The sequence below is a fragment of the Cyanobium sp. BA5m-10 genome (assembly GCF_024346255.1).
Lineage (GTDB): Bacteria > Cyanobacteriota > Cyanobacteriia > PCC-6307 > Cyanobiaceae > Cyanobium_A > Cyanobium_A usitatum.
The window spans coordinates 1-22,533 of record NZ_JAGQCP010000040.1; the positions used below are offsets into that span (position 1 = coordinate 1).

The window sequence follows — 22,533 nt, forward strand, 5'->3', positions numbered from 1 at the left end:
TGGTGCCGTCGCCGTTCAGGGCGAGCTTGGGGTTGAGGTGGAAGGCCAGCGTTGGGGTTGCCTCCCAGGTGTTCATGGTTTCAAAGAAGAGGTAGCCCTGCTTGCTGCTCTCGTCTTCGTTGCGGCCCAGGGAGATGCGGCCGGCGGCCCAGAGGGGCAGCTTCTTACTGGGCCGAAACACCATGGCCTTGCCGCCGAAGCGCAGGTTGAGGCCACCGTCGCCGGCGTAGGTGTTCACGAAGGAATTGCGGGGCTCGATGCCGTTAAACACGCCGGCCGCCAGCTGGAACTGGAAGTCGTTGGACACCGAGTAGCCGGCGCCGGCAAAGAGGTTGCCGCGGCTGTCGCCATTGAGCCATGCCTGGGTGGTGCCATCGGCCGGGGTGAGGGCGGTGTTGACGCTGAGGCCACCGAGGGCGAGGGAGGCCTGGCGGGGTGTGTAGCGGGGGCTGGGGGAATCGGGCGCACCGGGATTCCAGGCGAAGCGAGCGCTGAGCATGGGCTCAGACGGAGCGCTGGGCAGGGCCAGGATGGCGGTGGCGGGGCTGAGGCCAAAGCCGTTGGTGATGCTGGCCTCTAGGCCGATGCGGGGGTTGACGGCGATGTTGGCGCCAACCGAGAGCACCGGTACCCGCGAATACACCAGATCGCCATCGAAGGCGTTGTTGCCCGGGCCGAGGGGCAGCATGGCCGAGCCAAACAGATGCACCTGGTTGCCGAGGCGGTAGCTGGCGCCCACCCCCAGGCTGATGTTGGTGCCGTAAAACTCACCGCCACCGCCCTGGTCGGCCCCCTGGGAGTCCGGCAGGAAGCTCGCCGCTGGCACAAAGGAGAGCTGCAGGTTGCGGTTGGCCTGCCAGGAGAGGGGCAAGGAGAGGGCACCCACCCAGTTGCGGGTGAATACGGCCTGGCCGGAGTCGTTGAAGATGTTGGGCGTGCCGGCGTCATCGCAGCTCACGGTGCCGCCGCAGCCGCTGCCCACGGTGAAGAGCTCGAGAGCTCCTTCGGCGGCGAGGACCCAGCTGCCGGCGCCCTCTCCATGGCCGGCGAGGCGGGCCCGCAGGCTGCCGCCGTAAACGGTCCAGAGGTTGGCGGGCTGGGAGGGCCGGCTGGGGATGGGCGCAAAGAGCGGGTCGTCGGCGTAGGTGTAGTAGGCGGAGGCCATTAGGGCCGGGGTGAGGCCGTAGTCGGCGCGGAAGCCGTAGTTCTGGTTGCCGGAGCCGCCTGCGGCGCCGCCGTTGCCGGGGCTCACCTGCTGAAAGCTGAGCTGGCCCAGGGCTTCGGGCACCAAGGCCGTGGTGGGCAGCTGGCCCAGGCGCAGCAGGGGCAGGTAGTCGTCCCAGCCGGGCATCTGGCTGCTGAGCAACTCCTGCACCTCGGCCAGGCTTCGGGGCGACGGCAGGGGCTCGGTATCAGTCGGTGGGGGAATCACCTCTGCGGTTGGCACCGGTTGCCAGGGCAGGGGGGAGGCAGAGGGCAGGGGATCGCTGGGAGACACGGGCTCCCAGCCAGGCGGTTGGGCGCCATTGGTGGCTGCGGGCACTGCCCAGAGCTGTGGGGATGCCGGCGATGCCGGCTGGGGTTGGGCGGGCTGCCAGTCCAGGGCGAGGGCTGGGTGAGGCAGCGCCATCAAGGCGAGGAGCCAGCGGCGGGAGATGGGCACGCTGGGCCTCAAGTATCAAGCCAGTGCAGGAAACGGCGCCGCAGCTGGGTGGTTTGATTTCCCAATGTTTGGGTTGGGGCGGGGGCGCTGGCTTGTTTTTCTGTTTCGGCGTCGGTGTCGGCGTAATAGGCGTAGGCGCTGCGGGTGTCGTAGCCGCCATACCCATACCCATACCCATACCCATACCCATACCCATACCCATATTTGGATTGGGTGCCGTAGCCGTAGGCGGTGTTGGTGTTGCTGTCTTCCGTGATGGAGTTGGTGACCACACCGAGCAGCTGGGCGCCGGCGCTGCGGATGCGAGCGATGGCTTCGTTGGGCAGGCCGCGATCCACCCGCCCCAGGCTCACCAGCAGCATCAGGCCATCGATCTGTTCTGCTACCAGGGCTGCGTCGGCGAGCCCGAGCACGGGGGGGGTGTCGTAGAGGATGAGATCAAACTCGCCACTGGAGGCCAGGTCGTTCACGAGCTGGTGCATGCGGGCTGAACTGAGCAGACGGGTGGGATCGGGCGGCCGGCGGCCGGCGGTGAGCACGCTCCAGCCCTCGTAGCCCAGCACCGGCTGGACCACCTGGCGCCAGTCGAGGTGGTCTTCGGTGAGCAGGTTGGAGAGGCCGGTGAGGTTGTTCACCCCTAGGCGATGGTGCATCTGGGGTTTGCGCAGGTCGGCATCCACCAGCAGCACCCGTTGGCCCATCTCGGCGATGGTTTTGGCCAGCAGCACATTGGTGAGGCTCTTGCCTTCGGCGGGCAGGGAGCTGGTGAGGGCCACCGAGCGCAGGGGGCGGTCGGAATTGAGAAAGCGCAGGGAGGTGTAGAGGTTTCGCAGGGCTTCCTGGTAGAAGAAACGCTGGTATCCAGACAAGCTGGCGGCGCCGGTTCCGGGCATCACCGAGGCATCCAGCTCCTGCAGCAGGAAACGCTTGTCTTCCCGCACGCCTTTGAAGAAGGCCACGTGGGGGATGTGGCCCAGCAGGGGCTGGCCGAGGTCGTCTTTGACCTCCATTGGGCTGTGGAATACGTGGTCGAGCCGGTCGCGCAGCAGGCCGGCCCCGGCCCCGGCCACCACACCCAGCACCACACCCAGGGCGAGGTTGCGGGGCACCGAGGGCTTCACCGGGTTGGGATTGATCTCCGGGGGGGCGATCAGCTTCCAGGGCACGGTGCGCTGGGCGATCTCGAGCTGGAAGTTTTCGCGGGTTTTGATGAAGCCGGCCAGGTTCTCCTGGGCGATCTCCAGTTTCTGCTGGAGGGCTTCGTATTGCTTGATCAGGCCTGGTTGTTGCTGGAAGCGGCCCCCCAGCAGGGCCAACTGGCGCTGGGCGGTGGCGAGGCGGTTGGCATTGAGCGAGAGGGCCGCATCCACGGCCTCGAGCTGGTTGCTGCGCAACAGGGGTAGCAGGGCGTTGCGGCGCGCAGTGAGTCCGCGCACCATTGAGGAGCTGGGACTGAAGCGGGAGCGGGTTTCGGCCAGCTGCTGCTCCACCTTGGTGAGCTCCTGCAGCAGGATCTGGTTGGTGCCGGTCACCGAGAGGCCCTGGTTGGTGTTGCCAGCGCCGCTGGTGCTGGGGCCGGTGCCGATGGCCTCTTCGAAGCTACGGGCGGTGAGGGTGCCGGCCTCGATGCCCTGGCGCACGCTCTGGAGGCGCCCCCGCTCTGCCTGCAGGTTGGCAAGCTGCTCTTCGAGGCTGCTGATCTGGGTTTTGAGCTCGCCCCCCTCGGTGATCGGCTCCAGCAGGCTGTGGCGCTGGCGGAAGGTGGCCAGCTCGCTCTGCAGCTCTGCGGTGCGAGCTTCCAGGGCTGGAGCCTGCTGGTTGAGAAAGCGGATGCCATCGGCCAGGCGCTGCTGGCGCTGGTTGAGGGCGGACTGCAGATAGGTACTGCTGAGGTTCTCGAGCAGGCGTTTGTCTTCCTGGGGGTCGCGGCCGGTGAGCTCCACGGTGAGCACCCCTTCGGCCTTCTCCTGGCGGCTACCGCCGCTGGCGATGCTGATCCGGTCGGCGAGCTTGGAGCTGGTGGTGCCAAAGCGGCGCGCAATCGGCGCCAGCATGGACGGGCTCTTGAGCAGCTCGATCAGGGTGGGGATGTCGGAGCTGGTGGTGTTGCGGGCCAGCTCGGCAAACATCGTGTTGTTTAGGGCTTCGGCGCCGGCGGCGGGGCCCTTGTTGTCGTCGCTGATCGGATCGCTGATCAGCAGCTGGAAGCCCCCCTCGTAGACGGGGCGAAACAGGCGCTGATAGCCGGTGATCAGGGCGGCCAGGGCCACCACCATGCCGGCGGTGAGGGCCACGAGCTTGCGGCGCCGTTTCAGGGCTCGCCACAGCTCGGAGAGATCGATGCTGTCGTCGTCTGCGGCCAGGCTGCGGCTACCCAGTTCACTCACTTGCACCACTCGCACAGCTGGATCAGCTAGGGGCGAGGGGCTCATGCCGGGACGGGCGATCAGATTCGACAAGTGATCAGCAATGTCCTGTTCCTTAACTTTAATCCCCGAGCTTGAAGGGCGGCTCAGCTATGGGACACTTGCGCCAATTGATTCATTTCTGTGCATCTGGCGCGGCATCTTCGCCATCCGGCACGTCTGCTGGGCCTGATGGCGGCGGGCACCCTCGTGTGGGCCACCACCCCGGCGCTTCTGGCGGCCCCTGCGGCGACCGGCCAACCGATCGCCCGTCCACTGGGTACTACGGCCGCACTGAGTGATGACAGCTATCTACTGGGCCCCGGTGATTTGCTGGATCTGAAGCTGTTTGATGCTCCAGAACTCTCGGGCAACCTGGATGTTCTTAACGACGGCACGGTGTCGCTGCCGCTGATCGGCAGCGTGCGGCTCACCGGGCTGAGTTTGTCCCAGGCCAGCCTGTGGTTGACCTCGCTGTATCGCAAGCAATTGCTGCGCCCGGAGCTGCAACTGCGGGTGGTGAAGCCCCGGCCGATCCGGGTGGCACTAGTGGGAGAAGTGGAGCGCCCAGGGCTGTATTCCCTCACCACCAGTGAAACCACCCAGACGGAAGGGGGACCCAGCCTCACGGTGAGCGGTTTGCCCACGGTGGTGGATGCGATTCAGAAGGCCGGAGGGATTACGCAGCTGGCCGACCTACGCCAGGTGGTGCTGCAGCGCCGAATGCCTGGCGATCCCCCCGCCTACAAGCAGGCTCGGTTGGATCTGATGGCGTTGTTGTTGGAGGGCGACCAGCAACAGAACCCGTTCCTTTTTGACGGTGACACGATCCGCATCACCAAATCCAGCGAGCCAGCCGCGGAGGCGGTGGAGTTGGCGGCGGCCAACCTGTCGCCCCAGGAGATCCGGGTGAACGTGATCGGTGAGGTGCTGAAGCCGGGCACGGTGGCGCTGCAGGCCAATACCCCCCTGGTGCAGGCGGTGTTGGCGGCTGGTGGCCCCCAGACCTGGCGAGCCAGCACCGGCAATGTGGAGCTGGTGCGGATCAACCGCAACGGCACGGCCACCCGGCAGCGGTTTGCCCTGAATCTGAGCCAGGGGGCCTCGAACATCAAGAACCCGCCCCTGCGCGATGGCGACACGGTGGTGGTGAACCGCAGCGGCATGGCGGTGGCCAGCGACGCGATCGGGGCGGTGAGCACCCCACTCACGGGCTTGGTGAACGTCTTGGCCCTGGTGGACCTGATCAACAAGAACTGATGCCAGCACCTGGGCAGAGCCGGTTTCGGGTGGATTGGGTGCTGGTGCAGGAGCTGGCGGTCGGCCCGGCACCCCGGGCTGAGCGCCATCTTGAGCGCCTGGTTGCGGAGGGGGTGAGGGCTGTGCTGAGCCTCTGCAGCGAAGCGGAGGCCCCGCCCCCCCCGGGTCTTGCCGCACGATTTGAATGCCGGCGCTTGGTGCTGCCCGATCACCGGGTGGAGCGGTTGCCGGAGCTGGCGGAGCTGGAGCAGGCCCTGGCTGCCCTGGCTGAGCTGCGGGCCACGGGGCCGGTGTATGCGCATTGCGTGGCGGCGATGGAGCGCTCACCGTTGGTGTGCCTGGCCTGGCTGGTGCGCCGGCAGGGTCTTACACCCCAGAGGGCTCTCGACTACCTAATGCAGGTGCATCCCGGTACCAATCCGCTGCCAGGCCAGCTGGCCCTGCTGGCCTGGCTCTGAAAGGGCCAATCGAATGCCTCGCTTGACGGTGTGAAGTAGTTTATGTGAAATTATTTTGATTATTAATTGCATTTTGCGTAAGCATTTTTTGGCAAATAAAAACTTTTTGCGCTAAAATAACCATAGAGAATTTTCCTTCGATGTTTAAGGTTGGTTTAAGTGAGCCATCTCCTTGGTCGGCGGAATTGGAGTTGTTCGTGGGGCGCTGCTCGGAGGATGCTGCGTTTGCGGAGCAGGTGAGAGCCTGTGCTGGGCCTTCGGCCCTGCTGGTTTTGGCGCAGGCTGAGGGGTTGGCGCTGGATCCCCGAGAGCTGCGCTGGGCGGCGCGGGAGCTGAGAGCCGTTTGCTTTCCCTGGAATGGGCTAGATGGGGATACCAGCTACCGTCGCGACTGGTTTGAGCGTGATGCGAAGATCAGCAAATGATGCTGGGCAACAAAATATTTCATGCCTGACATGTTCAGGTGATATATTAGGCTCTGCCGAGCTGTTCCTTTCGGCAAGTGCAATTCAGGCGTTCGAGCTTCTCGCGCCGAATTGCACGTTTTGCAGGATAGGTGTGACCCTCCTGCCAGGCTCGGAACCCACCGCAGCTACTCCATGGTGGCGGTGGCCGCGCTGGAGACAAAAGCCTGTGCGCACTAAAATGCTCACATCGCTGCCTGGTTGTGATGCGCACCACCCTGGAGCTACCAGATCCTCTGTTTGCGCGCCTGAAGGCCCGTGCTTCCACCGAGCGCCTCACTCTTAAGCAGTTGTTGCGCAGCTACGTGGAGCAGGGCCTCGACGCCACGCCCAGCGGCTCCGTCTCGAAACGTTTGGCACACACCCTGCCGCGCCTGGAGGGGCCCTTGGCCATCGAGAGCGAACACCTCAGCAACGCGGCACTGTTTGATCTGCTCGAAGCGTGAGCACCACATTTCCTCTAATGCTGTTCTTGAGCGACTTGGCATCGCCAACGCCAACGCTGCCACCGTTTCCACCTCAAGCCCCTTCCCCCAGCCGATGACCTCCAGCCCCACGCTCGTGACTTGCACTGGCCGCGTTGCCCTGATCACCGGCATCACCGGCCAAGACGGCAGCTACCTGGCGGAACTCCTCCTGGAGAAGGGCTACACGGTGCATGGCATCAAGCGCCGGGCCAGCAGCTTCAACACGGCCCGCATCGATCACCTCTACCAGGATCCCCACGAGAGCGATCCACGGCTGGTGCTGCATTACGGCGACCTCACGGACAGCACCAACCTGATCCGGATCATCCAGCAGGTGCAGCCCGATGAGATCTACAACCTGGGTGCTCAGAGCCATGTGGCGGTGAGCTTCGAGGCGCCGGAATACACCGCCAACTCCGATGCGCTTGGCACCCTGCGCATCCTCTAGGCAGTGCGGATGCTGGGCCTCAGCGCCAAAACCCGCATCTATCAAGCGAGCACCTCAGAGCTCTACGGCCTGGTGCAGGAAATCCCCCAGAAGGAAACCACGCCCTTCTACCCCCGCAGCCCCTATGGGGTGGCCAAGCTCTACGCCTACTGGATCACGGTGAACTACCGCGAGGCCTACGGGATGTATGCCTGCAATGGCATCCTGTTCAATCACGAATCGCCGCGGCGCGGCGAAACGTTTGTGACCCGCAAGATCACCCGCGGCCTGGCCCGCATCAATGAGGGGTTGGAGGAGTGCCTTTACATGGGCAACCTCGATTCCCTGCGCGATTGGGGCCACGCTAGGGATTATGTGGAGATGCAGTGGCGGATGCTGCAGCAGCCCGGCACCCCGGAAGACTTCGTGATTGCCACGGGACGGCAGGAATCGGTGCGGCGTTTCATTGAGCTGGCGGCCGGTGAGCTGGGCTGGGGCGTGATGGAGTGGCAGGGAGAAGGCCTGCAGGAAACCGGCCGCCGAGCCGACACAGGAGCAGTGGTGGTGCGGATCGACCCGCGCTACTTCCGCCCGGCGGAGGTGGAAACCCTGCTGGGTGATCCCACTAAGGCCCGCGAGAAGCTGGGCTGGACGCCCACCACCACCCTGGAGGAATTGGTGGCAGAGATGGTTGCCACCGATAAAGAAGAGGCTGCCAAGGAAGCCCTTTTGCGCCGCAAGGGCTTCGCGGTGGTGGGCTCCATGGAAAACCCACCTACCAACGCAGCTGGCGTGGGCTGATGGCGGAGGACATCCGCTGGCAGCAGCGCTTCAGCAATTACTGCAAGGCTCTGGATCGCCTGGAAGATTTCCTGGAGCCTCCGGCGTTGAATGAACGCGAGCAGCAGGGGCTGATCAAGGCGTTTGAATACACCTATGAACTGGCTTGGAACACCTTGCGCGATCTACTTCGCAGCCAGGGCGATGTCTCCCTGCTGGGATCGCGCGATACCCTGCGCGAAGCCTTCCGTCTGGGCCTGATCGAGCAGGGCGAAGCCTGGATGCTGATGCTTCAAGACCGCAATCTCACCAGTCACACCTACAACCGCGCCACGGCGGATGCCATTGCGGCTCAGATCATCGATTGCTACTTGCCCTGTTTTCAGCAGCTACGCAGCAGGCTGGAGCAACGGGTTCAGGAGGAGGCTCCATGAACATCCCGGCACAGGCGCAAGACCGGCTCCTGGCCGTGCTCACAGCACAGCCGCAGGTTGAGCGCATCTGGCTGTTCGGCTCTCGGGCGATGGGGCGTGAGCAGCCAGGCTCTGATCTTGATCTCTGCCTGGAGGCCCCGCAGCTGAGCCACCGCGATCGACTGCGGCTGCTGAACGCCGTGGATGATCTCTGCCTTCCCTGGCAGGTGGATCTTGTGCTGCGCCACGAGCTGCCCGTCGAGCTCGAGGCTCATGTGCAGCGGGTGGGCCGCTGTCTCTGGACCCAGCCATGACGACCGGTTGCAGCTCAGGCCTCATTTCTGGCTAAGCTAGCTAAACAGCAGGTTGTTGATCGTGCAGGTCAACATGCTCGATGCCAAGAGCCAGCTCTCGCGCTTGGTGAAAGCAGCCCTGGCTGGGGAGGAGGTGATCATTGCCAGCCATGGCAAGCCTCAGGTGAAGTTGGTGCCCTGCACTGCGGCTACCGGCTTGAAGCGGCCTGGAGCTCTGGCTGCTGCCTCGCCCGCTTTCGTGCCAGCCCATGTGGATGCCGCTTTCAGTGAGGCTGTGGATCAGCAGGTTGCACGGCTGTTTGGCAGCTGAGATGTTTAGCAGCTGATGCGCCTGCTGCTCGACACCCAGGTGATGCTCTGGTGGCTGCTCGACGATCCCCGGTTGAGCGCCGAAACCCGTGATCTGATGGCCGCAAGCCCTTGCGTGGTGTCGGTCGCCAGCATCTGGGAGGTGGCTATCAAGCACCGCCTGGGCAAGCTGCCTGTGGCGCCGGCTGCCTTTCGTAATCAGCTCCCTCTGGTGCACCACGATTCTTTCGGCCACCTGTTGATTACCCAGGCCCAGGCCCAGGTCGAGAGTCTGATGGCGTTGTCACCGGACGCCCATTGGCCTGCTTACGACGTGCCACTGCGACGCCCTCGACACTCCAGTACTGTTTTAGGTACTAAGCTTTAGGCTCCAGCGATCGCTGTGTCATGGATCAGCAGAACGCGCTCACCTCAGCTGAGCTCAAGCGTCGTGGGATTGCAGCGATTGAGCAGGCGCTGCAGCATGGACCAGTCCATTTGTTGAAGCGCAACCGATCGGCTGCTGTGGTGCTGAGTGAGCAGCACTACCGCCAGCTGCAGTTGCAGGCATCACGAGCTCCTGTGGCTGAAGCATCGGCGTTGCAGTGGCTGCTGGCCCTGCCGCCATCCACGAGCCCGCGCAGCAAGGCTGAGATCGATGCTGAGCTGGCAACTGAGCGCAGCTGGTGATTGCCTTCCTGGATGCCAGCGCACTGATCTATTTGGTGGATGGTGAGGCCCGATGGGCCGAAGCCACCCAGGCAACCCTCCATCAGCTTGCTGTCGAGGCACCTGATCTCCCACTGGCCGTGAGCCGCCTCAGCCTGCTGGAGTGTCGTGTGGCTCCACTGCGGCGGGGTGATCAAGCCTGTTTGGATCGCTTTGAGGCGTTGTTTGCCCAGCCAGATCTGCTGGTTGTGGAGCTCAGCGCCTCTGTGGTGGAGCTGGCGACCCAATTGCGCGCCAACCATGGGCTGCGTACACCCGATGCCCTGCAGGCAGCTTGCTGCCTGCAACTGGGGCCTGATGCCGTGATGATCACGGGTGATGCCGGATTTCAGCGCGTCCAGGCTTTGCAGGTGCGCTTGATTGCCTGCGCCTGATGGCCCTGCTCGACTTTGAGGGTCCGGCCGACCCGAACCGGAAGCCCTGCCTGGCCAGGCCCGCAACCTGCTGCTCAATGCCCTGCACCCGGCCATGCCGAAGCTGGCGCTGTTCCACCAAGAGCCCTTCCAGCTGGATGAACGGCTGGGCTGAGCATCCTGGCGACTGCGGCCCCAGGATCAAGCTCCCACTCAACTGGTTTTCATCGCCATGCCCCCCCTGATCCGCCGTTTCCACGAAGCGGTCGAGCGTGGCGACGCCCGCCAGACTTGCTGGGGCACCAGCACATCTGGGATACCAGCAAACCCTATGAAACCCCAAAGAAACAGCTGGATATGAGCCGGCTGGCTGAGCTGGGTTGGCAGGCGCGCATCCCGCTGGCCGATGGATTGCGGAGCACTGTGGCCCAGTTCCGCGACGAGCTCAGTAAGCGGTTGGTGCGGCTGTAGCTGAGCTGAAAGGATCTGGCGATGTAGCTGCAGAGGCAAACCCACATCCAGCAAGATCTTCATGGCAAGGCCTGTGCAGAGAGAGTAGAGCTCGTGCCTGTGCTCGCCGATGTGGCCGATCGGCCGCGGATGGAGATGCTGCTGCGCCGCCATGGCATCAGGGTGCCCCTTCCTGCGGCTGCCCGATCTTTTCAATGGTCCCGTTATTTCGCGAGCAGATCGCGAGCTGGGTCCCTCTCACCTCACCCACCCAGAGATCACCCGCTATTTCATGACCATCCCTGAAGCAGCCGAGCTGGTGCTTCAGGCCACCGGGATGGCGCAGGGGGGAGAGGTGTTTGTGCTGGATATGGGCGAACCGGTGAAGTTGGTGGATCTAGCCCGCCAGATGGTGGAGCTTTCGGGTTGCAGCATCCGCGATAGCAAGAACCCCGATGGGGATATCGCGATTACGTTTACGGGCCTGCGGCCTGGGGAGAAGCTTTATGAAGAACTTTTGCTGTCTGATAACGATCAGCCTACGGCTCATCCCCTGATTCGACAGGCCAAAGAGCGCAGGCTGGAACATGCTGTTTTAAATAATCTCTTGGATGAATTGAGTGAGTGCCTTGAGAACTGGGATGGAACAAGGGCCACTGAGTTGATTCATCAACTTGTGCCTGAGTACGGTAAAGCCACGATTTATTTTCGCCGAGAAGCATGATGGTTATCTCTTGAGAAAGTGAGTTCCCTTTCCCTTTCGAGAGATTTTCTGTTGTACACAGCCTCTGGAGGACAGAAAATTGCTGAAAAAATTAAGACTCGCCCGCGATCTCCCCGCCAGATCCAGGTCCAGGTACTTAACCAGGACCACAGCAGAGGTATTTTCAAGGAATAGAAGTGGCGCTAGCGACGGCACAAATTTACCTGCATCGATGCCGAGACAGCTGCCGAACATGACCGAGTTATTGCTTTTTATTGACATCGTTAACTCCTCTTGGCAGGGGTGAATACCTGGAAGACTGATGCCATCGGAGCGAAACATTCTCTTGATGGTATTATCTTATAGATATTTTAGCGCTATCGGCGCAGACTGAGCGGCGAGGGCGCCTTCGCCGTATAATCACATTCTCCTAGCCGCCTGTAAATTTTAAACTTTAACCTACTTGGCAATCCAATTAAACTTTGTGAAGCAATTCGCCGAGCAGCTTTAAATTGTTTCTCCCTTTCTAAGCGCTTTGTGACAATCCCACTGTGATCTACTGGCACCTGAATCCCCGGGGCAATATTCCGGTTAAAAGTCCACCCAGCCTGGTTCTTTTCTTGCCATGACTGCCGCCGCTATGCAACCCTTTTAGTACATTACAGCCATTCCCACTCCCACTGAATTTGTCATGCCCTTTAACCCCAACTCGCGCGTCTTGATCACCGGTGGAACGGGCAGTTTCGGCAAGGCGTTTATAGCGGAGATTCTGCAGCGCTATCCCCAAATACAACGTCTGGCGATCTACAGCCGCGATGAGCTCAAGCAGTGGGAGCTTCAACAGCTCTACCCAGAGCAGGACTTTCCCCAGCTCCGCTTCTTCATCGGTGACGTGCGCGACCGTGATCGCCTCAGGCGGGCCCTGGAGGGAATCGACACGGTGGTGCATGCAGCGGCACTCAAGCAGGTGCCGGCGGCGGAATACAACCCGATGGAGTTCATCAATACCAATGTCCTCGGGGCAGAGAATTTGGTCCAAGTCTGTCTGGATACGGGCGTGAATCGGGTGGTCGCCCTCAGCACCGACAAGGCCGCCGCTCCGATCAACCTTTACGGCGCCACAAAGCTCTGTTCAGACAAGTTGTTCATCGCCGCCAACAACATCAAGGGCACCCGTGATCTGGGCTTTTCGGTGGTCCGCTACGGCAATGTGATGGGTTCTAGAGGCTCGGTAATCCCCTTTTTCCTGGAAAAGGCTGAGAAAGGTGTTCTGCCGATCACGGATCCAGAGATGACCCGTTTCAACATCACACTCAACGAGGGTGTGGCAATGGTGCTATGGGCTCTCGAGAATGCCCTAGGCGGAGAGCTCTTTGTCCCCAAGATTCCCAGCTACCGGATCACCGATGTGGCCGAGGCGATTGGCCCCAGCTGTGAGAAGCCGATCATCGGCATTCGGCCGGGCGAGAAAATTCACGAGGAGATGATCACCGCCTCGGATAGCTTCACCACTGTTGATCTGGGGTCCTACTACGCCATCCTTCCTAGCGATGGACGGCTGCTGGACAGCTATCTCAGCGACGGCCGAAGCTTCACCAGCGTGGATACCGGCTTTGCATACAACTCGGGTAGCAACCCGGAATTCCTATCGGTGGAGCAGCTGCGTGAGCTGATCCGCGAGCACGTGGCTCCCGGTTTTGTCCCTGTCTGATGGCTGAATCCTTCCTGCTCGGCTGATGAAACCCAAGATCTGCCTGGGAAGCGCCCAGTTTGGGCTGCCCTACGGCATCACAAACACGTCCGGCCAAGTGGCGGAGGCGGAGGTGCGGGCGCTCCTGGTAGAGGCCGCTGCAGCAGGCCTGACTCTTTTGGATACGGCCCAGGCTTATGGCGATGCCGAGGCTGTGCTCGGTCGAACGCTGCCACCCGGCCATGGTTTTCAGCTGATCAGCAAGCTTCCTGCTCAGAGTCAGCCCTCCTTTACGGCTGATGACCATTATGTCTGGGATCAAGCCTTGAAAAGTAGCCTTGTTCGACTGGGTCAGCCATCCCTGGATGCGCTCCTCCTCCACAGTGCTCAGGATCTCTGCAAGCCGGGCGGAGAGCATTTACGGGAGTGGCTGCTCAGCCTGCGGCAGCGGGGTCTGGTGAAGAGACTTGGAGTGTCGATCTATGACAGCTCTGATCTTTATGGTGTCCCTCCAGATTTGTTGGATCTGGTGCAGATGCCTCTGTCGCTGTACGACCAGCGTCTGTTGGCGGAGGGTACGATCACATGCCTCCGGGCCCAAGGTTGTGCGGTGCATGCCCGCAGCCTCTACCTACAGGGGTTGCTGGTTAGCCTTACAGCCAGTTGGCCTGCCTGGGTGGAAGCATCTGCCCGCGAGCACCACGCCAGGCTTGAGAAACTGGCCGCTGATCGCGGCTGCACACTTCTCGAGTTTGCACTGGGCTTTGCTCGTGCCCAGCAGGATCTTGAAGCCGTAGTTCTAGGCGTCTGTTCACGGCGTGAGCTGGAGCAGTTATTGCAGGCTTGGCACAACTCCTCCCCATGGGATGGCAATGAATGGAGTGATTGGAGCCTTGACAGATCACAGATTCTTGACCCACGGCGCTGGCCTCAATCCAAAGCATGACAACACTTGCTATCATTCAAGCCCGTACTTCTTCTTCTCGGCTCCCAGGGAAAGTGCTGCTTCCCCTGCTGGGGGTGCCTTTGATTTTGTTTCAGCTCGATCGCGTGCTCCGCTGCAAGCGGATAGATCGCTTAGTGCTTGCCACTTCCAGCGATCCCAGTGATGACATCTTAGCTGAGCAGGTCGCCCAAGCGGGTGTGACCGTGTTTCGTGGTGATCTCAACGACGTGCTGGAACGCTTCCGGGCCTGCGCAGCCCATGAGCGGGCCAGGGTGGTGGTGCGCCTCACCGGCGACTGTCCCTTGGCGGATCCAGCGTTGATCGATGAGTTGGTGGAGGCGTTCCACAATGATGAGTGGGACTACCTGAGCAACTGTGCGGATGAACAGCAGCTCACCGTGCCAGATGGTTTTGATGCGGAAGTGTTCAAAGCTGCCTTGTTGGAGCGCGCGGCTGTGGAGGCCCGATTGCCTTCTGAGCGGGAACATGTAACCCCATGGATGCGCAGCCCTAGTGCTGGATTGCGCTGGGGGCATTTCCGCCACCAACCTGTGCGTCCTTACTATCGAGTCACCGTAGATGACCCTGTCGATCTGGAGGTGGTGCAGCAGATTGCCGAAGCGCTGTATCCCCAGGATCCTTGTTTCAGTGTGGATGCCGTGGTCTCTTATCTGGATGCTAATCCGCAATTGGCGTCAAAGAATCTCGCCACCATTCGCAATGAAGGGTTTCTGAAATCTCTGGCTGAGGATGTGGCAACGCAGTCATCGCCTGGTTCTGCTAGTGCCGGTAAAGGGCAGGCGCTCTGGCAGCGCGCCAAGCAATTGATTCCCGGCGGCAACATGCTCCTCTCCAAGCGCGCTGAGATGTTCCTGCCGGAGCAGTGGCCCGCCTATTTCTCACGGGCGAAAGGCTGCCGGGTGTGGGATCTCGATGGCCGTGAGCTGATTGATATGAGCATCATGGGGATCGGCACAAACCTGCTCGGTTACGGCCATCCCGAGGTAGATGCGGCGGTAGCGGCCACCGTGGCGGCCGGCAATATGAGCACGCTCAATTGCCCCGAGGAGGTTTGGTTGGCCGAGCGGCTGGTGGAGCTTCATCCCTGGGCTGAGATGGCCCGCTTTGCTCGCAGCGGTGGTGAGGCGAACGCGATCGCTATCCGCATTGCTCGCGCTGCCACCGGTCGCGACACTGTCGCCGTCTGCGGCTACCACGGCTGGCACGACTGGTATCTAGCCACCAACCTCCAGAACAAGTCTGGCCTGGAGGAACATCTGCTTCCAGGTCTGGAGCCCAACGGCGTGCCGAGTGCCCTTGCCGGCACGGTGAAACCGTTCAGCTTCAATCGGCTGGATCAGCTGGAGGCAATCACCTCCACCCATGAGTTGGCTGCCGTGAAGATGGAGGTTCAGCGCACCCAACCGCCCGATCCAGGCTTCTTGGAAGGGGTGCGTGAGCTTTGCAGCAACCGCGGTATTGTGCTGATCTTTGATGAGTGCACCTCTGGCTTTCGGGAGACATTTGGTGGGCTGCATCTCAAGTATGGGGTAGAACCGGATATGGCGATGTTTGGCAAAGCTCTTGGGAATGGCTATGCCATTACGGCAACCATCGGTCGTCGCGCCGTGATGGAAGCCGCTCAAATTAGTTTCATAAGCAGCACCTTTTGGACCGAGCGCATTGGCCCTGCAGCCGCCCTTAAGACTCTCGGAGTGATGGAGCGCGAGCGCTCTTGGGAGGTCATCACCGAGATCGGCACCAACGTGATGCGGCGCTGGCAAGAACTTGCGAACACACACGGCCTCCAGATCGAGACCAGCGGCCTGCCGGCGCTGGCGGGCTTCTCTTTCGTTTCGCCGAATGCGTTAGCATACAAAACCCTCCTCACGCAAGAGATGCTGCAGCGCGGCTATCTAGCGTCGACGCTTCTCTACGCTTGTACTGCTCATACGCCAGAGAGGCTTGATAAATATTTTGATGCGCTGGATCCGGTGTTTAAGCTGGTTGCTGACTGCGAGTCTGGACTCCATGACTTGCAAGAGCTGCTGCGTGGGCCTGTCTGCCACGCCGGCTTCAAGCGTTTGAACTGACTGTCACAACATGAGACCTATACTCCTCGTCGGTGGCAGCGGCATGCTTGGCAGCACACTCTCCCCGCTGCTCCGAGCATCGAGCTGCGTGGTCGTGCATGGCCATCTTGCTCAGGCTGATGTGCGCGCAGACGTCACAGACGCGTCCCAGGCGCGGGCGCTGCTGGACAGGGTGCGGCCTGCCGCCATCGTCAACCTGGCGGGTCACACGAACGTCGATACTTGCGAGCGTGAGCCAAATCAGGCCTACCGGCTGAACGTGCGAATCGTCGAGAACCTGGTGAGCTGGATGAGCCTGCAGGACTCACCGCCGGTCCTCGTCCATGTTTCCACCGACCAGCTCTACGACGGAGAGGGCCCGCATCTTGAGGACGACGTCACCCTCTCCAACACTTACGCTCTGACAAAGTACGCTGGTGAACTTGCAGCACTTCGCGTTCCGGCCACGGTTCTTCGTACCAACTTCTTCGGCCCCAGCCGCTGCGCAGGGCGCTCAAGTTTCACCGACTGGCTGCTCGACGGCATGCGCGGAGGCCAGGCCCTCAAAGTGTTCGACGACCTGCGCTTCAGTCCGCTGTCGATGTCAACGCTCGGCCGCGCAATCAGTGCCGTGATCCGCGCGCCCGCTGCAGGTGTATTCAACCTTGGTTCAGCGGACGGCATGAGCAAGGCCGACTTCGCCTTTGCCTTCGCCCAAGCGCTCGATCTACCGACTGCCTCTATGGAGCGGACCACAACCGACCGGGTAGATTTCCTCAAGACCTATCGCCCGAAGGACATGCGGATGGACAGCACCGCTTTCGAGGTCGCTTTTGATATGCGCCTGCCCCTGCTAGCGCAGGAACTTCAACTCACCTGTGAGGAGTACCGACGTGAACCTTCCCCAGCCCGTCCTTGACATCGACGGCCGTCTCATCGGCCGCGACCATCCCGTTTACTTTGTGGCGGATATCGCGGCCAACCACGACGGAGACCTCGACCGCGCGAAGGAGCTCATTCACCTTGCTGCCGAAGCCGGCGCCGACGCTGCTAAGTTTCAACATTTCAAGGCGGCGACAATAGTCAGCGACGCAGGTTTCCGAGCGCTGGGGGGTCAGCAGTCGCACCAATCTAAGTGGAGGAAGTCGGTTTTTGAGGTCTACCAGGACGCCAGCGTCAGCCTTGATTGGACCGAGACCCTTAAGGAGACCTGCGAGGCAAGCGGCATAACCTTCTTCACCAGCCCCTACTCCTTAGAAATCGTCGACCACATTGACCCATTTGTACCAGCTTACAAAATTGGATCGGGCGATATTACTTGGATCGAAATGTTGGAGCATATCGCGGCCAAAGGCAAGCCGTACATCCTTGCGGCCGGTGCGTCGACGACCGACGAAGTGCAACGAGCGGTGCACGCCGCGCTCGCTATCAACCCGAAAATTGCACTGCTCCAGTGCAACACCAACTACACGGCGAGCTTGGAGAACTTCAAATTCATTCAGCTCAACGTGCTGAAGACCTTCGCCGGCATGTACCCCGACTTGGTCCTGGGTTTGAGTGACCACACTCCAGGGCATTCAACGGTGCTCGGCGCCGTCACCCTTGGTGCACGCATCATTGAGAAGCACTTCACTGACGACGTCAACCGTACCGGCCCGGACCACGCGTTCTCGATGGACCCGCGCTCTTGGCGTGAGATGGTCGATCGCACACGCGAGCTAGAGAATGCGCTCGGCACCGGCGTGAAGAAGGTCGAAGACAACGAGCGCGAGACCGTGGTGTTGCAGCGCCGGACCGTGCGTGTCCAGGCCGCGCTACCCGCTGGCACGGTGCTTCGACGCGAGCACCTGACCGTGCTGCGCCCCTGCCCGAGAGACGCTGTCGAGCCCTACCACCTGCCCGAACTCATCGGCCGCGCGCTGCGCGCGCCCAAGCAGGCCGGGGAGCATCTTCGATGGACCGATCTCGAGTAGCCATCGTCATCCCGGCGCTCAACGAGGCGTCGACCATCGGGCATGTAGTGCGAGCCGCCGGACGCCATGGTGTGCCCTGGGTGGTCGACGACGGCTCCGGAGACGCCACCGCGCAGGTTGCGCGTGACGCGGGTGCAATCGTCGTCTCGCACGCCTGCAACCAGGGCTACGATCAAGCCCTAAATAGCGGTTTTGCCGCTGCATATGCCATCGGCTGTGACGCCTTCGTGACTCTGGATGCCGACGGGCAGCACGACCCTGAGCTGCTGCCACGCATACTGCGCTTGCTTGAGAACGGTGCTGACGTCGTAATCGGGGTGCGGAGCAAGCGTGCGCGCCTAGCCGAGCACATCTTCGCCTGTGTCACCATGCTGCGCTATGGCATCTGCGATCCACTGTGCGGCATGAAGGCATACCGCGCCAGCGTTTACGCCGCGCGTGGGCACTTCGATGGCTACGGCTCGATCGGTACTGAACTCACCCTGTTCGCTGCAGCCCGTGGCTTCCGCTTGGAACAGGTGCCGTTTGAGGTGAGGAATCGGGCCGACAACCCGCGCTTTGGTCGCGTGTGGCGAGCCAACTTGCGTATCTTGCGTGCGCTTGCACTCTCGATTATCCGGATTTGAAATGCAGAGGTGAAACGAAACGCGCCTGAAGTTAGCGGATTTGAAAGCACTATTGGCTTGTTTCGGTGACTGTTAGGAAAGATGACACTCTTACTGCCGATCAGGTAGCCATCAGCAATGAAGCCCCTTTGGCATTGATTTCAGGAGGCGGTGGATTGATCCAGACCTCCTCCTCTTGATGCCAGCAGCGGGTGTCGAGACTTCATCGACGTGGTCGTAGCTGACGTGCCGCCTCGTAGAGCGTTGCCTGGTGACGACAGATTACGAAGCATTGGCCGCTGTGCCGCTGCTGGGGGGCCAAGAACCGTTTATCTCTATGGTCCCTGTGGATGCACCAGTCCAATAAAACCAACACCCATGCACAGGCCTCTTCATGGCCGCGGATAGGCAGTCTTGGGTCATCCGGTTGGTATTTGACCGTTCGAAACAACGACTCCGAGTACGAGTTGTCGTTGCTGCCCCTCGGTCTGGACTAGGATTTGAGGACTCCTAGCTCCTGCTGCAGACGCTCGAATTGCTGCTGATCCTTTAAGTTCCCTTCCTGAATATCTTTCTTTCGGTCATAGTGAGCAGAGGCTGGGCGTTTGGTTCCTGGGCGTTCTGACGCCAACGGACTACGCGCTAAGGAATACCCCCCGCCTCCGGCAACATCCAATCAGTTCCGTCGCATTAAGGCCGAAGCTCTCCACAACCACCGTGAGTTTGTCGACAGACTCCATCCCTCGCGAACCTTCTGTCTAGCCAGTACCACCTCCCACTCCAGGTACCAGGCCATTCAGAACTTGTAAAACTTAAACACGTGGAAGCCCAGATCCGGAGAGATTTCTGCTACTCTCTGGTGATGTGGAGATTTCATATGCCTTCGGATATCAGTCTTGACGTCCACGCTGCAACGACGAATCTGTGACTCCATGCCCATGATAACGGTTTGAACTTGTCATGATTGAGATGTGGCATCTTTACTGGAAGAGCATATATCTAAAGACTGCGCACCTGCCCACCGCCTTGGATCTTTCTCCCACGCCTATCTCTGTTATTAAGAACCATCCCGAGTCAGCTTCAAGCACTTAGACTTCCTTCGGTCGCCAGTATTATTCTTTGAAGTAATTCCCCGTATACCTGCCCGTTAAGACCTCAAGCAGTGAAGTTGCTATGCGAATCTCGCAAAGAGGTATTCTGAAGATTCGAAGTTTTCAAAGATTCATTAATGCTGATTCACTCTTTGTAGCGTCATTAGCCGCCTCTCGTGCTGCATCATTCCTTTTTGTATTTTTAGCATTGCGGGCTTTTGAACCATCTGAATATTTAAACTTCCTAAAGCTATATTCTCTTCAGCCACTAGTACAAACCGTGTCCTCAAGTGGCGTGAATGAAATATTAATTCCTGCAATATATTCCAAGACCCCTTATGTTGAAGGTAAACAATCCATAGCAAAAGAGCACCTGGTCTCAGTACTTGTTGCAACATTGGCTGCATTAGCAATAATTATCCCACCCTTTTTATCCTTCGAGACTGACATAAACCTGCGCTTATTCTCATCAACCTGCCTAATTGGCTATGGGATTGTTTATTTAGCCCTAAATGCAGAGGTGACATACAACAATCTTAATAGTCGCAGGATAAAGGCCGCAGCCATTAATCTTATTCTTAATATTTTTATACCTGGGGGATCCCTCTTATTAGCTGCCCTAACAAATCATCCTGCTTTATATTCTGTATTTCTTTGCGCATTAGCCTTCATTGCTCTTATCGGTACAGCCTCTCTGAGCAATTACAAATTATCAATTAAGTACAGAGAATTTAAGCTTTTTAATTTTGCAACCTTCAAGACAGTTTTCTATAGTCTTACATCAAGTATAGCATCCTGGCTTTCAGGATTTGGAATAATGTATTTATCAACATACTTATATGATCCCATCAGGACGGCAATCTTTAGCGCCATGTTTTCTATTTCTTCAGTTTCAGGTGTGATTGCAACCCTTTTTAATCAATCATGGTCTCCATACTTCTATCAAACATATAGCTTGGATGGCATTGCAGGTGCTGAAAAAGCGTCAAGTACTTTTTTTAATAATTTAGCTGTAGCTCTGACAGGTATTGTCATTCTTGTCACAAGTCTATTGCCCTATTATATTAGTATATTTTTACATCTGCCAAAACTAGATATTTTGTTTGCAACTAGATCCCTGGTAATCTTGTCCGTATCTTATCTATGTTCTTATGCTTGGTTTCACAGTCAGAACTATCTTTTGCTATTGGGAAAAACAAAGTATATAACCACAATATATGTTTTAAGCACAGCAATCCCTTTTTTGCTTTGTTTTGAGCTTAAGAACATGATTTACTTGCCATCACTTATATTCCTCAGCCAAGCCTTCTTACGTTCTTTCCTAGGTGTCCTGTTTGTGAAGAGAATTCTTTCAGTCAATCCTCCAATGCTACAATCGTTGATACCATCAATAATTGTTTTATTGATATTTTTTCATTAAAAAGTTTTTTTATTCAATCAGAAATTTCTTTAATATGCTAAATAAAGTACTATTGCATTTGCTTATTCCAATATGCGCTACACTTGCGCTTAAACAGTCCGCGGTAGTTGGTATTTTGTATGGTCTGCTGGCGTTTGCGATTATAATGTTAAATTTGAGAAAGACAATTCGCTTGACCCTCTCTACCTATTTAATTCCTTCTGCGCTTATACTTTTGCTCATATCAACAATCAATTCTGTAAGCTATGATTCAGCAAGGTATTTTTTGTATTCATTCTTTCTTCTTATCTCTTTCATCCTTGCATCGATTCTTGTGGATGCACCAGTTATTTGTAATCGTGGATTGTTCATGTCTATCCTAGGTCTTGAAGCGATAATGTTGATAAATCTCTTCACAACCGGATTCAAGCCGGGTTATAATTATGAGAATATCATAGAGGGAGTTTCTTCCAATGGATATACAACAGTTTTAGTTATTCTAGTATGTTTTTATCTGATAAATTTGTCTTCCTGGCAATCAAAAGAATTTGTCATCTCGGCAATCGCCCTATACTTATGCTTTTTCGGCTATGGAAGAGGTTCAATTGTTACATCTTGCCTCATCCTCTCAGCATTTGCAATTAATCTCATATTTGACTCCCTAACCCCTATTCTAAATAATAGAATAAAGCTTTGGCCCATTTTATTATTGTTTTCAATATGCATGCTTGCATCTCTGGTTCCATTATTCAATATTCAGACTACTGTAGAAACCTATTCCAAGATCAGATTTGATGCTCATTCCACTAATATCTTTGCATCATTAACGCATGACGAAAGTAGGGTGGCTATAGTTCAAAACTATCTCCAAAACCTAGATTTATTCTCAACTATATTCGGAAACGACAGCCCAAGTCTTTTGTTTCATCGCTCGTTTAACGGCAATCCACATAATTCCTTCTTGAATTCACACAGGTTATTTGGTATTTTTTATATGCTTGCAGTCATTACGCTAGCTGCTCGACATCTAAATTTTAAATTTTTAGAACGAATTACTTTCTCGAGATTAATACTTGTCTTGGCAATACTTTTTCGATCACTCTCCGAGCCAATTCTTTTTGCAGCACCTCTCGATATTCTTATTTTTATAACCTTTTTTAATCTCTCTTCGTTTCTCTCAAGTAATTCCCACCCCTATTCCATGTACCCTCGCTTTTACAGGAAATGATTAGCAACTTTAAATTGATAGCAAGAATATTGCAAAATTCCTTGCTTGACTGGAAGCCTATTTCAGTTCTCCCTATAGCTGATCTACTCGTCGTAGCAAATGATGCTGATAGACCATCATTGCTTGGCGATAAGTACTTTTCACCCAATGTAGACTTGATAGCGTATATCGCACCCACTGTTGCAATCGGAATTGCTCGGATACTTGATATTAAGACACATCCCAAAACGTTGATTCCTGTCTATGCCCTAAGTGGTCTTTTCTGCAGAGCGCTCATTGCAAAGCATTTGCATAGTCTATTCAAACGTTTATTATGCCTTAACTCGCATTATTCTTTTTCCAATGCAGAATTCAA

23 protein-coding genes and 1 pseudogene are annotated in these 22,533 nt (G+C 58.0%); 21 read left to right on the top strand and 3 right to left on the bottom strand.

Annotation, left to right across the window (positions count from 1 at the left end; all coding sequences use genetic code 11):
- Both KBY85_RS12095 and KBY85_RS12100 read right to left on the bottom strand, forming a co-directional pair.
- On the bottom strand, nucleotides 1–1,663 hold a 1,663-nt coding region (locus KBY85_RS12095), incomplete at its 3' end, for a hypothetical protein (RefSeq protein WP_254961755.1).
- A gap of 8 nt (nucleotides 1,664–1,671) precedes the next feature.
- The gene (locus KBY85_RS12100) at nucleotides 1,672–4,095 is read right to left on the bottom strand and encodes a polysaccharide biosynthesis tyrosine autokinase (RefSeq protein WP_254961756.1); all 2,424 of its coding nucleotides are present in this window, start codon (nucleotides 4,093–4,095) and stop codon (nucleotides 1,672–1,674) included.
- Nucleotides 4,096–4,260: 165 nt separating this feature from the next.
- Here KBY85_RS12100 and KBY85_RS12105 point away from each other — a divergent pair, with 165 nt between their 5' ends.
- The 11 genes and pseudogenes from KBY85_RS12105 to KBY85_RS12155 all read left to right on the top strand — a co-directional run bounded on the left by KBY85_RS12105 (nucleotide 4,261) and on the right by KBY85_RS12155 (nucleotide 10,042).
- Complete coding sequence (locus KBY85_RS12105; RefSeq protein ID WP_254961757.1) at nucleotides 4,261–5,328, top strand: SLBB domain-containing protein; 1,068 nt, start codon at nucleotides 4,261–4,263, stop codon at nucleotides 5,326–5,328.
- Nucleotides 5,328–5,786, top strand: coding sequence for a dual specificity protein phosphatase (locus tag KBY85_RS12110; RefSeq protein ID WP_254961758.1), 459 nt, complete (start codon nucleotides 5,328–5,330; stop codon nucleotides 5,784–5,786). Before KBY85_RS12105 ends, KBY85_RS12110 begins: the two co-directional genes overlap by 1 nt.
- Nucleotides 5,787–5,971: 185 nt before the next feature.
- Nucleotides 5,972–6,211: a Nif11-like leader peptide family natural product precursor gene (locus KBY85_RS12115; RefSeq protein WP_254961759.1), complete on the top strand. Its 240-nt coding sequence runs from the start codon at nucleotides 5,972–5,974 to the stop codon at nucleotides 6,209–6,211.
- A 245-nt stretch (nucleotides 6,212–6,456) separates the two neighbouring features.
- Nucleotides 6,457–6,696 (top strand): hypothetical protein, encoded by a 240-nt coding sequence (locus KBY85_RS12120; RefSeq protein WP_254961760.1) that lies wholly within the window; start codon nucleotides 6,457–6,459, stop codon nucleotides 6,694–6,696.
- Between the two features lie 94 nt (nucleotides 6,697–6,790).
- Nucleotides 6,791–7,945: pseudogene (gene gmd / locus KBY85_RS12125) on the top strand (GDP-mannose 4,6-dehydratase).
- A complete protein-coding gene (locus KBY85_RS12130) occupies nucleotides 7,945–8,358 on the top strand; it encodes a nucleotidyltransferase substrate binding protein (RefSeq protein WP_254961761.1) in 414 nt (137 codons plus the stop codon). Before gmd ends, KBY85_RS12130 begins: the two are co-directional and overlap by 1 nt.
- A complete protein-coding gene (locus tag KBY85_RS12135) occupies nucleotides 8,355–8,651 on the top strand; it encodes a nucleotidyltransferase family protein (RefSeq protein ID WP_254961762.1) in 297 nt (98 codons plus the stop codon). The genes KBY85_RS12130 and KBY85_RS12135 overlap by 4 nt, the downstream gene beginning before the upstream one ends.
- Nucleotides 8,652–8,712: 61 nt before the next feature.
- On the top strand, nucleotides 8,713–8,961 hold the full coding sequence (locus KBY85_RS12140; protein ID WP_254961773.1) for a type II toxin-antitoxin system Phd/YefM family antitoxin: 249 nt from the start codon (nucleotides 8,713–8,715) through the stop codon (nucleotides 8,959–8,961).
- A gap of 15 nt (nucleotides 8,962–8,976) precedes the next feature.
- Nucleotides 8,977–9,327: a type II toxin-antitoxin system VapC family toxin gene (locus KBY85_RS12145; RefSeq protein WP_254961763.1), complete on the top strand. Its 351-nt coding sequence runs from the start codon at nucleotides 8,977–8,979 to the stop codon at nucleotides 9,325–9,327.
- A 20-nt stretch (nucleotides 9,328–9,347) separates the two neighbouring features.
- Complete coding sequence (locus KBY85_RS12150; protein WP_254931967.1) at nucleotides 9,348–9,629, top strand: hypothetical protein; 282 nt, start codon at nucleotides 9,348–9,350, stop codon at nucleotides 9,627–9,629.
- Nucleotides 9,626–10,042, top strand: a complete 417-nt coding sequence (locus KBY85_RS12155) for a PIN domain-containing protein (protein ID WP_254931966.1) — start codon at nucleotides 9,626–9,628, stop codon at nucleotides 10,040–10,042. The genes KBY85_RS12150 and KBY85_RS12155 overlap by 4 nt, the downstream gene beginning before the upstream one ends.
- Before the next feature lie 192 nt (nucleotides 10,043–10,234).
- Here KBY85_RS12155 and KBY85_RS15980 read toward each other — a convergent pair whose 3' ends face one another.
- Nucleotides 10,235–10,645, bottom strand: a complete 411-nt coding sequence (locus KBY85_RS15980; protein ID WP_315859990.1) for a hypothetical protein — start codon at nucleotides 10,643–10,645, stop codon at nucleotides 10,235–10,237.
- Between the two features lie 118 nt (nucleotides 10,646–10,763).
- On the opposite strand from KBY85_RS15980, the gene KBY85_RS12165 reads away from it, so the two are divergent.
- From KBY85_RS12165 to KBY85_RS12210, 10 genes are all read left to right on the top strand, one after another.
- Entirely contained in the window at nucleotides 10,764–11,195 is a 432-nt protein-coding gene (locus KBY85_RS12165) for a polysaccharide biosynthesis protein (protein WP_315859991.1), read from the top strand.
- Nucleotides 11,196–11,865: 670 nt separating this feature from the next.
- Nucleotides 11,866–12,885: a UDP-N-acetylglucosamine 4,6-dehydratase (inverting) gene (pseB, locus tag KBY85_RS12170; RefSeq protein ID WP_254961764.1), complete on the top strand. Its 1,020-nt coding sequence runs from the start codon at nucleotides 11,866–11,868 to the stop codon at nucleotides 12,883–12,885.
- Nucleotides 12,886–12,910: 25 nt separating this feature from the next.
- Complete coding sequence (locus KBY85_RS12175; RefSeq protein ID WP_254961765.1) at nucleotides 12,911–13,810, top strand: aldo/keto reductase; 900 nt, start codon at nucleotides 12,911–12,913, stop codon at nucleotides 13,808–13,810.
- Complete coding sequence (locus KBY85_RS12180; RefSeq protein WP_254961766.1) at nucleotides 13,807–15,903, top strand: aminotransferase class III-fold pyridoxal phosphate-dependent enzyme; 2,097 nt, start codon at nucleotides 13,807–13,809, stop codon at nucleotides 15,901–15,903. Before KBY85_RS12175 ends, KBY85_RS12180 begins: the two co-directional genes overlap by 4 nt.
- Nucleotides 15,904–15,913: 10 nt before the next feature.
- Nucleotides 15,914–16,801, top strand: a complete 888-nt coding sequence (locus KBY85_RS12185) for an SDR family oxidoreductase (RefSeq protein WP_254961767.1) — start codon at nucleotides 15,914–15,916, stop codon at nucleotides 16,799–16,801.
- Nucleotides 16,776–17,855: an N-acetylneuraminate synthase family protein gene (locus tag KBY85_RS12190; protein WP_254961768.1), complete on the top strand. Its 1,080-nt coding sequence runs from the start codon at nucleotides 16,776–16,778 to the stop codon at nucleotides 17,853–17,855. The genes KBY85_RS12185 and KBY85_RS12190 overlap by 26 nt, the downstream gene beginning before the upstream one ends.
- Nucleotides 17,837–18,481: a glycosyltransferase family 2 protein gene (locus tag KBY85_RS12195; protein ID WP_254961769.1), complete on the top strand. Its 645-nt coding sequence runs from the start codon at nucleotides 17,837–17,839 to the stop codon at nucleotides 18,479–18,481. The genes KBY85_RS12190 and KBY85_RS12195 overlap by 19 nt, the downstream gene beginning before the upstream one ends.
- Before the next feature lie 1,152 nt (nucleotides 18,482–19,633).
- Nucleotides 19,634–20,971 (top strand): hypothetical protein, encoded by a 1,338-nt coding sequence (locus KBY85_RS12200; protein ID WP_254961770.1) that lies wholly within the window; start codon nucleotides 19,634–19,636, stop codon nucleotides 20,969–20,971.
- 172 nt (nucleotides 20,972–21,143) lie between these two features.
- The gene (locus KBY85_RS12205; RefSeq protein WP_254961771.1) at nucleotides 21,144–22,178 is read left to right on the top strand and encodes a hypothetical protein; all 1,035 of its coding nucleotides are present in this window, start codon (nucleotides 21,144–21,146) and stop codon (nucleotides 22,176–22,178) included.
- Nucleotides 22,179–22,219: 41 nt separating this feature from the next.
- The coding region (locus KBY85_RS12210; protein WP_254961772.1) for a hypothetical protein at nucleotides 22,220–22,533 on the top strand (314 nt) is incomplete at its 3' end.

Coding starts and splice junctions, on each gene's coding strand:
- KBY85_RS12145 (WP_254961763.1), top strand. CDS start 8,977: ATGCGCCTGCTGCTCGACACCCAGGTGATGCTCTGGTGGCTGCTCGAC.
- KBY85_RS12150 (WP_254931967.1), top strand. CDS start 9,348: ATGGATCAGCAGAACGCGCTCACCTCAGCTGAGCTCAAGCGTCGTGGG.
- KBY85_RS12110 (WP_254961758.1), top strand. CDS start 5,328: ATGCCAGCACCTGGGCAGAGCCGGTTTCGGGTGGATTGGGTGCTGGTG.
- KBY85_RS12100 (WP_254961756.1), bottom strand. CDS start 4,095: ATGAGCCCCTCGCCCCTAGCTGATCCAGCTGTGCGAGTGGTGCAAGTG.
- KBY85_RS12175 (WP_254961765.1), top strand. CDS start 12,911: ATGAAACCCAAGATCTGCCTGGGAAGCGCCCAGTTTGGGCTGCCCTAC.
- KBY85_RS12105 (WP_254961757.1), top strand. CDS start 4,261: ATGGCGGCGGGCACCCTCGTGTGGGCCACCACCCCGGCGCTTCTGGCG.
- KBY85_RS12180 (WP_254961766.1), top strand. CDS start 13,807: ATGACAACACTTGCTATCATTCAAGCCCGTACTTCTTCTTCTCGGCTC.
- KBY85_RS12185 (WP_254961767.1), top strand. CDS start 15,914: ATGAGACCTATACTCCTCGTCGGTGGCAGCGGCATGCTTGGCAGCACA.
- KBY85_RS12130 (WP_254961761.1), top strand. CDS start 7,945: ATGGCGGAGGACATCCGCTGGCAGCAGCGCTTCAGCAATTACTGCAAG.
- KBY85_RS12120 (WP_254961760.1), top strand. CDS start 6,457: ATGCGCACCACCCTGGAGCTACCAGATCCTCTGTTTGCGCGCCTGAAG.
- KBY85_RS12195 (WP_254961769.1), top strand. CDS start 17,837: ATGGACCGATCTCGAGTAGCCATCGTCATCCCGGCGCTCAACGAGGCG.
- KBY85_RS15980 (WP_315859990.1), bottom strand. CDS start 10,645: ATGGCGGCGCAGCAGCATCTCCATCCGCGGCCGATCGGCCACATCGGC.
- KBY85_RS12165 (WP_315859991.1), top strand. CDS start 10,764: ATGACCATCCCTGAAGCAGCCGAGCTGGTGCTTCAGGCCACCGGGATG.
- pseB (WP_254961764.1), top strand. CDS start 11,866: ATGCCCTTTAACCCCAACTCGCGCGTCTTGATCACCGGTGGAACGGGC.
- KBY85_RS12135 (WP_254961762.1), top strand. CDS start 8,355: ATGAACATCCCGGCACAGGCGCAAGACCGGCTCCTGGCCGTGCTCACA.
- KBY85_RS12200 (WP_254961770.1), top strand. CDS start 19,634: ATGCGAATCTCGCAAAGAGGTATTCTGAAGATTCGAAGTTTTCAAAGA.